Below are 11,605 nucleotides of genomic sequence, written 5' to 3'. Positions count from 1 at the left end.
GGGAAATGACCATGAAGCCGCTGACCCGACGCTCGCTGCCCTGGCTCCTGCCGGCCCTGCTACTGGGCCTGCTGCCCTGGCGGGCCAGCCTCGCGCAGAACCCCTTGAACCTGGGCGCGATGCTGCGCACGGCCGACCCGTCCGCCCATGTCTGGGCCGACGGTCGCCTCTACCTCTACACCTCGCATGACGAGGAATGCCAGCAGGACTTCCACATGAAGGACTGGCATGCCTTCTCGTCCACCGACCTCGTGAACTGGACCGCCCATGGCCCAGTGCTGGCGATCAAGGACCTCAAGTGGGCGGACGACTATGCCTGGGCGCCCGATGCCGCCTACAAGAACGGCAAGTACTACCTGGTGTTCCCGGCCGGCACCGGCATCAAGGACCGCGAAGACCCGAAGCGCAGCACCAAGTGGATGGGCATAGGCATTGCCGAGAGCGATTCGCCCACCGGCCCCTTCAAGGACATGATTGGCGGCCCGCTGTGGCGCAAGCCCTATGCCAATGACCCCGCGCTGTTCATCGACGACGACGGCAAGGCCTACCTCTATTTCCACGGCTCCGGCGCCGACTACCACGTGGTCGAGCTGGCCGACGACCTGCGTGGCCTCAAGGGCGGGCTCCAGAAGATGGACATGGGCGGCTACGAGCCCAAGATGGAAGGCCCCTGGGTGTTCAAGCGCCAGGGCCTCTACTACTTCACCATGCCGGAGAACAACCGCGCGCTGAGCCACTACACGGCCCGCTCGCCCAAGGGCCCCTGGACCTATCGCGGCGTGTTCATGGAGCCGGAGAACGGCAACAACCACCATTCCATCGTGCAGTACCAGGGCCAGTGGCTGCTGTTCTATCACCGCTGGCTGGACACACCCGGCGCCGCCTGCGCCAAGAAGCAGCGCCATGTGGCGGCCGAGTACCTGCAGTTCAACGAGGACGGCAGCATCCGCAAACTGGAGCGCACGCGCGAGGGCGTGGCCGATTTCGCCAGGCGCGTGGCGCGCTGAACGAACCGCTGGCGCTCAAGGCGCCAGCCGCGCCTCGATCCAGCGCTCGGCCAGCAGCGGCCACTGCGCCTGCGTGCCTTCGAGCTCGCGCAGGGCAAAGCCGTGCGGCGCGTCGGCGAACACATGGGCGTCGACCTGGCCGCCGGTCTGCTGCAGGGCCTTGATGAAGTTCAGCGCATGGTCGATGGGCACGATGGCGTCGTGCAGCGCATAGGCGAGGAACACCGGCATGCGTGGCAAGCCATGGGGCTCGGCCGCAATGCCTATGGGCCAGGCGTCGTAGAAGGCCTGTTTCTCGGGCGGCGGGAAGTCTGGTTTGCCGGCCGGTGCCTTGTAGCGACGGTGATTGGCATTGAGCGGCGCGTAGGCGATCACGGCGCCGCAGGCCTGCAGCGCATGGGGCTGGCAGGCCATCACGCCGGCCAGATGGCCGCCGGAGGACAGGCCCACATGGAGCAGCGGCAGTGGCGGCAGCGTGGCCAGGTGATCCAGGCAGCGCAGGCCGTCCTGCAAGGCCTGGTCGAAGGGCCAGACGCCACCCCGGCCGTCGTCCTGACCCGGCAGGCGGTGCATCACCACATAGGCATCCAGCCCGAGCGCGTTGAGCCAGCGGGCCACTTCCACGCCTTCCTTATCGTGCACCAGCTGCAGATAGCCGCCGCCGGCGTAGACCAGGGCGCGGCCTCGCGCTGGGCCGGCGCACCGGTAGGCATGCAGTTCCAGCCGCGTGAGCTGCCGGCAATGACGGTCGGGCCAGTGGCCTTCGAGCTGGTTGGGGAGGCCGTCGCTCAGGGCGATCAGTTCGGTGGGGGCGGGGGCTGCTTGATCCATGCCGGCACTCTAGGCAGGCGAGGGGGAATCTGTCGCTCAAGTGGCTGAGCGATTGGCCGGCTTGGCATAGCATTGCCGCCCATGCGCCTGTATTTCCTCTTTCTGTTGATGGCCAGTGCCACCGTGCTGAGCCCCGGCCCGGGCGTCTTGATGACGCTCAGCAATGCGCTGCGCAGCGGCTGGCGAGCCAGCCTGCCCGGCATCCTCGGCATCGCCAGCGGCGCCACCATCGTGGCGGCCATATCGGCCACCAGCCTTGGCCTGCTGCTGGCCAGCTCGGCCCTGGCTTTCACCCTGATCAAGATCGTCGGTGCCGGCTACTTGGTCTGGCTGGGTGTCAAGCTGTGGCGTTCGCCGGGCCTCGCGCTGCAAGACCTGAAGGAGGGCGAGCCGCCACGCAAGCCGATGGCGCTGTTCCTGGAATCGCTGTCGCTGCAGTTCACCAATCCGAAGGCGATCTTCTTCTTCCTCTCGGTGCTGCCGCAGTTCATCGCCCACGACGCCCCTCATGTGCCGCAGTTCGTGTTGCTGGTGCTGAGCTATGCGGCCCTGGTCATCCTGATCCACAGCGGCTACGCGCTGTGCGCACAGCGCGCGCGGCACTGGCTGAAGAGCGAGCGGGGCGGCCGCACGCTCAATCGGGTGGGCGGCGCCACCTTCATGGCCTTCGGCGGCATGTTGGCTCTGTCCAAGAACTAAAGCGCTATCGCTTCAGAGAAGACTCATATCCCGGAGGTCTGCAGTCGGAACTAAAGCGCTTGCGCTTCAGAGAAGACTCATATCCCGGAGGGATGTGCAGTCGGAACTAAACTCCGGCGCCTATGAGCGCCATCACCGAAGCCAGCCTGCTGCAAGCCCTGCAATCCGTCGTTGATCCCAACACCGGCCAGGATTTCATCTCCACCCGCCAGCTGAAAAACCTGCGCATCGCGGGTGACCAGGTTGCCTTCGAGGTGGAACTGGGCTATCCGGCCGCTAGCCAGATCGACAGCCTGCGCAGTGCCCTCGTGACGGCCGCGCGCACCGTGCCCGGCGTCGGCAATGTCAGCGTCGAGCTGCGCAGCAAGGTGATCGCCCATGCGGTGCAGCGCGGCGTGCAGTTGCTGCCCGGCGTCAAGAACATCATCGCCGTGGCCTCGGGCAAGGGCGGCGTGGGCAAGAGCACCACGGCGGCCAACCTGGCCCTGGCCCTGGCTGCCGAGGGCGCCCGCGTGGGCATCCTGGACGCCGACATCTACGGCCCCAGCCAGCCGATGCTGATGGGCGTCAGCGGCCGCCCGGAAAGCCAGGACGGCAAGATGATGGAGCCGCACATCAGCCATGGCGTGCAGCTGATGTCCATCGGCTTCCTGGTCGAGGAAGACCAGGCCATGATCTGGCGCGGCCCCATGGCCACGCAGGCACTCGATCAGCTCCTGCGCCAGACCCGCTGGCAAGACCTGGACTACCTGATCATCGACATGCCGCCCGGCACCGGCGACATCCAGCTGACCCTGTCCCAGCGTGTGCCGGTGACCGGCGCCGTGATCGTGACCACGCCGCAGGACATCGCCCTGATCGATGCCAAGAAGGGCCTCAAGATGTTCGAGAAGGTGGGTGTGCCCATCCTGGGCATCGTCGAGAACATGGCGGTCCACATCTGCACGAACTGCGGCCATGCCGAGCACATCTTCGGCGCCGATGGCGGCAAGCGCATGGCCCAGCAATATGGCGTCGATTACCTCGGCGGCCTGCCGCTGGCGCTGTCCATCCGCGAGCATGCCGATGCCGGCAAGCCCAGCGTGGCGGCCGAGCCGGATGGCGAGGTGGCTTCGCTCTACAAGGCCCTGGCCCGCAAGGTGGCGATCAAGATCGCGGCCCAGGCCAAGGACTTCTCGGCCAAGTTCCCGACCATCACCGTCTCCAAGAACAGCTGATAGACCTAGGGTTTACGCCGGGGCTGGGCGCGATGCGGCCCGGCGCCCGTCCTGGGATGCCCCGCAGTGGACAGCGGCGCCCGGATGTGAGGGAATCACTGCTACGTGTCGCGTGACGGCCGCACTACAAGCGGGTGAGCCCGCAGCAGGAGACGACCCGATGGATATGAACCGGAGGCAGTTCTTCCGGGTGAGTGGAGCGGGATTGGCCGCATCCAGTCTTGTCGCGCTGGGCTTCTCGCCCACGGCCGCCCTGGCCGAAGCGCGCAACTTCAAGCTCGCCCGTACCACCGAAACCCGCAACACCTGCCCCTACTGCTCGGTGGGCTGCGGCGTCATCATGTATTCGCTCGGCGACAAGGCCAAGAACGTCACCAGCGAGATCATGCACATCGAGGGCGACCCGGACCACCCGGTCAATCGCGGCACGCTGTGCCCCAAGGGTGCCGGCCTGCTCGACTTCGTACACAGCCCCAACCGGCTGAAGTGGCCCGAGATCCGCGAGCCTGGCAGCAAGGAATGGAAGCGTGTCAGCTGGGATGAAGCGATGGGCCGCCTCGTCAAGCTGATGAAGGCGGATCGCGACGCGAACTTCATTGAGCAGAACGCCGACGGCAAGACGGTCAATCGCTGGCTGAGTACCGGCATGCTGTGTGCCTCCGCCTCCTCCAACGAATCGGGCTACATCACCCAGAAGACGATGCGCTCGATGGGGATGCAGGTCTTCGACAACCAGGCGCGCGTTTGACACGCCCCGACGGTGGCCAGTCTGGCCCCGACGTTTGGGCGCGGTGCGATGACCAACCACTGGGTGGACATCAAGAACGCTGACCTCGTGTTGATCATGGGCGGCAATGCCGCCGAGGCTCATCCTTGCGGCTTCAAGTGGGTGATCGAGGCCAAGCACAAGAACAAGGCCAAGCTGCTGGTGGTGGACCCGCGCTTCACACGCTCGGCCGCCATGAGCGACTACTACGCGCCGATTCGCGCGGGCTCGGACATCGCCTTCCTGGGCGGCGTCATCCACTACCTGCTGGCCAACGACAAGATCCAGCACGAGTACGTCAAGCACTACACGAACGCGAGCTTCATCGTCGGCGAGGCCTACAGCTTCAACGATGGCCTGTTCTCGGGCTACGACGAGGCCAAGCGCAAGTACGACCCGTCCAGCTGGGGCTACGAGATGGACGACAAGGGCTTCGCCAAGGTCGACCCGAGCTGGCAGCACCCACGCTGCGTCATCAACGTGATGAAGCAGCACTACTCGCGCTACACGCCCGAGATGGTCAGCAAGATCACCGGTACGCCCAAGGACAAGTTCCTGAAGTGCTGCGAGATGATTGCCGAGACGTCCAAGCCGAACAAGGTGATGACCATCATGTATGCCCTGGGCTGGACCCAGCACAGCCAGGGCTCGCAGATGATTCGCACTGGCGCCATCGTGCAGCTGCTGCTCGGCAACATCGGCTTGGCAGGCGGCGGCATGAATGCGTTGCGTGGGCATTCCAACATCCAGGGTCTGACGGACCTGGGTCTGTTGTCGCATCTGCTGCCTGGCTATATGAGCATGCCCAAGGATGCAGAGCAGGATCTCGAGATCTATTTGAAGGCCCGCACGATCAAGCCGTTGCGGCCCAACCAGATGAGTTACTGGCAGAACTTCCCGAAGTTCTTCGTCAGCCTGCAAAAGGCCTGGTGGGGCGCGGCCGCAACCAAGGAGAACAACTGGGCCTACGACTATCTGCCCAAGCTCGACAAGACCTACGACGTCCTCCAAGCCTTCGAGATGATGAACCTGGGCAAGCTCAACGGCTACATCTGCCAGGGCTTCAACCCGGTCGGTTCCTTCCCCAACAAGAAGAAGATCATCGCCGGCCTTTCCAAGCTCAAGTTCCTGGCCATCATCGACCCGCTCAACACCGAGACCGCCGAGTTCTGGAAGAACTACGGCGAGCACAACGACGTGAAGAGCGAGGAGATTCAGACCACGGTGTTCCGCTTCCCCAGTACCTGCTTCGCCGAGGAAGAGGGCTCGCTGACCAACTCCGGCCGCTGGCTGCAGTGGCACTGGAAAGGCGCCGAGCCTCCGGGCGAGGCCAAGGGCGACATCGAGATCATCGCGGAGCTCTTCACCCGCATGCGAGCGGCCTACGCCAAGGAGGGCGGCGCCTTCCCCGATCCCATCGTCAAGCTCACCTGGCCTTACCTGATTCCCAACAGCCCTTCCGCGGAAGAGCTGGCCAAGGAATACAACGGCAAGGCCTTGGCTGACGTGACGGATCCGAAAGATGCGACCAAGGTGCTGGCCAAGGCGGGCGAGCAGTTGGCCAGCTTCGCGCTGCTGCGCGACGACGGCACGACGGCCTGTGGTTGCTGGATCTACTCCGGCGCCTGGACGCAAGCCGGCAACCAGATGGCGCGGCGGGACAATAGCGACCCCTACGGCATCGGGCAGACGCTGAACTGGGCCTGGGCCTGGCCGGTGAACCGCCGGGTCCTCTACAACGCTGCATCGGTCGATGCCAACGGCAAACCCTGGAATCCCCGTCGCAAGCTGGTGGGTTGGAACGGGACGCGCTACGTCGGGTCGGATGTGCCTGACATCCGCCCGGATGCCGACCCGACCGAGTCGGACCGGGTCAACCCGTTCATCATGACGGCCGAAGGTGTGGCGCGCCTGTTCGCGCCTACCGGCATGGCCGAGGGCCCATTGCCCGAGCACTACGAGCCCTTCGAGACCCCGCTGGCTGCGAACCCCTTGCACCCGGGTAATGCCAAGGCCAAGAGCAATCCGGCGGCCCGTGTGTTCAAGGGCGACATGGAGGCCTTCGGCACGTCCAAGGACTTCCCGTACGTGGCCACCAGCTACCGGCTGACGGAGCACTTCCACTATTGGACGAAGAACGTGCGCAGCAGTGCGGTGGTGCAGCCTCAGCAGTTCGTCGAGATCGGCGAGGAGCTTGCCAAGGAGAAGGGTGTCGCCAACGGAGACTGGGTCAAGGTCAGCAGCAATCGCGGCTTCATCAAGGCCGTGGCGGTGGTCAGCAAGCGCATTGCTTCGCTTGATGTGGACGGCAAGCGGGTGCACACCGTGGGTCTGCCCAACCATTGGGGCTTTGTCGGTGTTGCCAAGCCGGGCTATCTTGTGAACACGCTGACCCCCTTCGTGGGCGACGCCAACACGCAGACGCCCGAGTACAAGAGCTTCATCGTCAACCTCGAGAAAGCCTGAGGGAGCACGCCATGTCATCACTTCAATCTCTCGACATCGCGCTGCGCTCCGCCACCACCACGCCGAGCCCCCAGGCCCGGCATGGCATCGAGGTGGCCAAGCTGATCGACGTCTCCTCCTGCATAGGCTGCAAGGCCTGCCAGGTGGCCTGCATGCAGTGGAACGACTTGCGCGACGACGTGGGCGACACCGTGGGCACCTACGACAATCCGCGCGACCTCACGCCGCAGTCCTGGACCGTGATGCGCTTCTCCGAGGTCGAGGTCGAGCAGGACAAGCTGGAATGGCTGATCCGCAAGGACGGCTGCATGCACTGCGAAGACCCCGGCTGCCTGAAAAGCTGCCCGGCCCCCGGCGCCATCGTGAAATACACGAACGGCATCGTGGACTTCATCTCCGAGCACTGCATAGGCTGCGGCAACTGCGTCACCGGCTGCCCCTTTGACGTGCCGCGCATCAGCAAGGTCGACAGCAAGGCCTACAAGTGCAGCCTCTGCTCCGACCGCGTCGGCGTGGGCCTGGAGCCGGCCTGCGTCAAGGCCTGCCCCACCGGCGCTATCCGCTTCGGCGCCAAGGAAGACATGCTGGACTTCGGCGCCGAGCGCATCGTCGACCTGAAGGAGCGCGGCTATGCGCAGGCTGCCGTCTACGACCCGCCGGGCGTGGGTGGCACGCATGTGATGTACGTGCTTCAACACGGCGACAAGCCCGAGCTCTACCACGGCCTGCCGGCCGATCCGAAGATCAGCCCGCTGGTCTCGCTCTGGAAGGGCGTGGCCAAGCCCTTGGCGGTGGCAGCCATGATCGGCGCGGTCTTTGCCGGGTTCTTCCACTACATGAAGGTGGGGCCGGTGGAGACCAAGGACGATGTCGATCAGGATGCCGATCAAAAGGCCGACGCCTGAAGGAGCCGATCATGAGCAACAAGCAAAGACTCCTGCAGCGCTACACCGACGGCGACCGTATGAACCACTGGGTCATCGCCCTTTTGTTCGTGCTGGCTGCCGCCTCCGGCCTCGCCTTCTTTCATCCCAGCCTCTACTTCCTCAGCAGCCTGCTGGGTGGGGGCGTGTGGGCGCGCATCCTCCACCCCTTCATCGGCCTTGCCATGGTGCTGGCCTTCGCGCTGCTGTTCGCCAAGCTCTGGCGCGACAACCTGCTGAACGAGGCCGACAAGGAATGGCGCAAGCACAGCGGCGACATGCTGCGCGGCGACAAGAGCAAGATGCCACCCGTGGGCAAGTACAACGCCGGGCAGAAGGGCGTGTTCTGGCTGATGAGCGCCTGCCTGCTGATCCTGCTGGTCACCGGCGTGATGTTCTGGCAGCCCTGGTTCGCCAGCAGCTTTCCCATCCTGCTGCGGCGCTTCGCCGTCGTGCTGCATGCCGCATCCGCCGTCGGCTTGATACTCGGCGTGATCATGCATGTCTATGCGGCGATCTGGGTCAAGGGCACGGTGCGTGCGATGACGCGCGGCACCGTCACCGAGGCCTGGGCCAAGCAGAACCATGCGCTGTGGCATAGAGACATGACCGGGGGCAAATGAACGATCGCCAGGTCCACAATCGGTGCTCGATGTCGCTGTTACTGATGCTGTTGCTGATGATCGGAGCACCATGTCCTTGACCGCAGGCACACCGCTGCTCTCGCCAGAGGAAATCGCCGTTCGCGCCGGCGAGCAGCTGAGCTTTCTGCGCCTGCCCGAGCCTGGCGTGTTCGCCGAGCGGGCGCTGCGCCTGCGCCAGCTGGCCGCGGGCCATGCGATGCGCGACTACCTGCTCTTCCTGGCCGAGCTGGCAGAGGTGCAGCACGCCTTGCTCAAGCATGCGGTGGCATTGGAGCTGCCCACGGCCGAGCAGATCGAAGCTGCCGCCAATGCCGGCCTGCCGCTGCTGACGCCGGCCCTCGGCCTGCAGGACGGCCGCTGGCGCGAAGGCCTGCGCTCGCTGATGGAACTGCTGGCCGCACGCCTCGCCGTGGGCCCGGCGCGCGACACCGCCCACCAACTGGTGCAAGCCAGCGACGAGCACCTGAACCGCCAGGCCGAGCGCCTGCTCGAAGGCCTGATGCTGGGCCTGGACCTCGGCGCCGCGCCGCTGGTGGCGGCCGCCTTGCAGGTGCATTGGGTGCGCCTCGCGCAGCAGTTGCAGGCCCGGCATGAGCGCGAGGCCCGGCCCGGTGCGCTCGCACCCTTCGGCCGCACCGACGACCCCACCACCTGCCCCTGCTGCGGTTCGCGCCCCAGCGCCAGCATCAGCCGCATCGGTGCCGAGGGCTCGGGCATCCGCTATTTGGCCTGCAGCCTCTGTGCCAGCCAGTGGCATTACGTTCGCATCAAGTGCAGCCATTGCCAGGGCACCAAGGGCATCAGCTACCAGTCGCTGGCTGCGTTGTCGGGTGAAAGCGCCGGCGAGCAGGCGGTGGTGCAGGCCGAGTGCTGTGACAGCTGCGGCCACTACCTCAAGATCGTCCACATGGAGCGTGATCAGAACGTCGAGCCGCAGGCCGACGACCTGGCCTCGTTGACGCTGGACCTGCTGCTGGCCGAGAGCGGCCTGCAGCGCCATGGCCACAACCTGATGCTGCTGTTCGGCGACCCCGAGACAGAAGCCGGGCCACCCGATCCATCACCCGGGAGTCCCTGATGGCTGCGCCCCGAGAGTCCGTGGTTCACGGCTCGAAGGCAGCCCCGAAGGACCTGCCCTCGATAGACAAGCTGCTGCGCCGCCCCGCCGTGGCCGCCCTGGTGGACGAGCAGGGCCACACGCTGGTGGCCGGCGAGGCGCGGGCCCTGCTCGACGGCCTGCGGCTGCGCGCGCTGGCGCAAGCGCTGAGCCTCGACGAGCTGACGCCGGATGCGCTCGACGCGCAGCTGGAGCAGCGCGTGTCGTACCGCCTTCAAGGCCGCATGCGCGCCGTGCTCAACCTCACCGGCACGGTGATCCACACCAACCTCGGCCGCGCGCTGCTGGCCGATGCGGCGCTGCAGCAGTTGCTGGCCCTGATGAGCGGCCCCAACAACCTCGAGTACGACCTCGAGTCCGGCGGGCGCGGCGACCGCGACAGCCTTGTCGAAGGCCTGCTGTGCGATCTCACCGGCGCCGAGGCGGCCACGGTGGTCAACAACAACGCGGCCGCCGTGCTGCTGGCCATTGCCGCGCTGGGCGGCGGGCGCGAGGTGATCGTCTCGCGCGGCGAGCTGGTCGAGATCGGCGGTGCCTTCCGCATGCCCGATGTGATGGCCAGCGCCGGCGCCACGCTGGTCGAGGTGGGCACGACCAACCGCACCCATGCGCGCGACTATGCCGGCGCCATCACGCCGCAGACGGCGATGCTGATGAAGGTCCACACCAGCAACTACCAGGTGCAGGGCTTCACAGCGGCGGTGAGCGAGGCGGAGCTGGCGCCCATCGCCCATGCGGCCGGGCTACCGCTGGTCACAGACCTCGGCAGTGGCGCCCTCGTCGACCTTTCGCAGTGGGGCCTGCCGCGCGAGCCCATGCCGCAGGAGATGCTGGCAGCCGGCTGCGATGTGGTGACCTTCAGCGGCGACAAGCTGCTCGGCGGCCCGCAGGCCGGCCTGATCGTCGGCAAGCGCGAGTACATAGCCCGCATCCGCAAGTTCCCGATGAAGCGCGCGCTGCGCATGAGCAAGCTGCCGCTGGCCGCGCTGGAGGCCACGCTGCGCCTGTACCTGCGGCCCGAACGCCTGACGCAGGACCTGCCCACGCTGCGCCTGCTGACACGCCCGCTGGCCGAGATCGAGGCGCAGGCCGAGGCACTGGCACCACTGCTCGCGGCAGCGCTGGCGCCGCACTACACGGTGCGGGTGAGCGCCATGCTGGGCCAGATCGGCTCGGGCTCGCTGCCCATCGAGCGCCTGCCGTCGGCGGGCCTGGCCATCGCGCCAGTCGCGGCCAAGGGCCAGGGCAGGGCGCTGGAACGTCTCTCGGCGGCTTTGCGCGCGCTGCCGCTGCCGGTGATTGGCCGCATCGCCGAAGACCAGCTCTGGCTGGACCTGCGCTGCCTGGACGATGCAGCGCAGTTCAGCCTGCAGCTGCCGCTCCTGCAGGAGGCCCTGGCATGAAGCCGCTGAACGAGCGCCGCCGCCAGATCCTGCTCGCGGGTGCAGCCTGCCTGGCGGCTGCGGAGGGTCGGGCCGAGGCCGCCGAACGTCCCTGGCCCAAGGGCCAGGCCACGCCGGCCTTGCAGCTGAACAGCTTTCCCGAGGGCCAGCCCTGGTCGCTCGCCCAGCAGCGCGGCAAGGCCGTGCTCTTGAATTTCTGGGCCAGCTGGTGCGAGCCCTGCCGCGCCGAGCTGCCTTCGCTGGAGTTGCTGGACACCACGCTGGGGCCGCAAGGCCTGATCGTCGTGACCATCAACTTCCGCGAGACCGATGCCGCGCTGAAGCGCTTCATGGATCAGATGCCGCTCTCGCTGCCGGTGCTGCGCGATGCCGACGGCCTGGTGTCGCGCGCCTTCGGCGTGCGCGCGTTCCCGACCACGGTGCTGATCGACAAGGCCGGCCTGGCCCGCGCCAGCGTGGTCGGCGAGCGCGACTGGAATGGCTCTGACATGCGCCAATGGGTGGCGCGCTATCTCAAGGCTTGAGTAGAGAA

At 66.5% G+C, this 11,605-nt stretch carries 10 protein-coding genes; 9 read left to right on the top strand and 1 reads right to left on the bottom strand.

All coding sequences use genetic code 11. The features are described from left to right. Positions 1-11: 11 nt before the first annotated feature. Positions 12-1,007 carry a family 43 glycosylhydrolase gene (locus J7U46_RS03935; protein WP_282823527.1) on the top strand — a complete coding sequence of 332 codons (996 nt, stop codon included), beginning with the start codon at positions 12-14 and terminating at the stop codon, positions 1,005-1,007. A gap of 15 nt (positions 1,008-1,022) precedes the next feature. Here the strand turns inward: J7U46_RS03935 and J7U46_RS03930 are convergent, their stop codons facing one another. Next, entirely contained in the window at positions 1,023-1,838 is an 816-nt protein-coding gene (locus tag J7U46_RS03930; protein WP_282823526.1) for an alpha/beta hydrolase, read from the bottom strand. 81 nt (positions 1,839-1,919) lie between these two features. Here J7U46_RS03930 and J7U46_RS03925 point away from each other — a divergent pair, with 81 nt between their 5' ends. The 8 genes from J7U46_RS03925 (at position 1,920) to J7U46_RS03890 (ending at position 11,597) form a co-directional block, all read left to right on the top strand. Then, a complete protein-coding gene (locus J7U46_RS03925) occupies positions 1,920-2,537 on the top strand; it encodes a LysE family translocator (protein ID WP_282823525.1) in 618 nt (205 codons plus the stop codon). Positions 2,538-2,659: 122 nt separating this feature from the next. After that, the gene (apbC, locus tag J7U46_RS03920; protein ID WP_282823524.1) at positions 2,660-3,754 is read left to right on the top strand and encodes an iron-sulfur cluster carrier protein ApbC; all 1,095 of its coding nucleotides are present in this window, start codon (positions 2,660-2,662) and stop codon (positions 3,752-3,754) included. Positions 3,755-3,914: 160 nt separating this feature from the next. Continuing rightward, complete coding sequence (fdnG, locus tag J7U46_RS03915; protein ID WP_282823523.1) at positions 3,915-6,986, top strand: formate dehydrogenase-N subunit alpha; 3,072 nt, start codon at positions 3,915-3,917, stop codon at positions 6,984-6,986. An 11-nt stretch (positions 6,987-6,997) separates the two neighbouring features. Then, complete coding sequence (gene fdxH, locus J7U46_RS03910; protein ID WP_282823522.1) at positions 6,998-7,891, top strand: formate dehydrogenase subunit beta; 894 nt, start codon at positions 6,998-7,000, stop codon at positions 7,889-7,891. An 11-nt stretch (positions 7,892-7,902) separates the two neighbouring features. After that, positions 7,903-8,532: a formate dehydrogenase subunit gamma gene (locus J7U46_RS03905; RefSeq protein ID WP_282823521.1), complete on the top strand. Its 630-nt coding sequence runs from the start codon at positions 7,903-7,905 to the stop codon at positions 8,530-8,532. Between the two features lie 70 nt (positions 8,533-8,602). Continuing rightward, a complete protein-coding gene (gene fdhE / locus J7U46_RS03900; protein ID WP_282823520.1) occupies positions 8,603-9,631 on the top strand; it encodes a formate dehydrogenase accessory protein FdhE in 1,029 nt (342 codons plus the stop codon). After that, positions 9,631-11,073, top strand: coding sequence for an L-seryl-tRNA(Sec) selenium transferase (gene selA, locus J7U46_RS03895; protein WP_282823519.1), 1,443 nt, complete (start codon positions 9,631-9,633; stop codon positions 11,071-11,073). The genes fdhE and selA overlap by 1 nt, the downstream gene beginning before the upstream one ends. Next, the gene (locus tag J7U46_RS03890) at positions 11,070-11,597 is read left to right on the top strand and encodes a TlpA disulfide reductase family protein (protein ID WP_282823518.1); all 528 of its coding nucleotides are present in this window, start codon (positions 11,070-11,072) and stop codon (positions 11,595-11,597) included. Before selA ends, J7U46_RS03890 begins: the two co-directional genes overlap by 4 nt. The last annotated feature ends 8 nt before the right edge of the window (positions 11,598-11,605 follow it).

Origin of the sequence: Pelomonas sp. V22, from assembly GCF_030014915.1 — a bacterium.
GTDB lineage: Bacteria > Pseudomonadota > Gammaproteobacteria > Burkholderiales > Burkholderiaceae_C > JAUASW01.
Note: the sequence above shows the minus strand (reverse complement) of the source record. Positions and strands in the feature narration are given on the sequence as shown.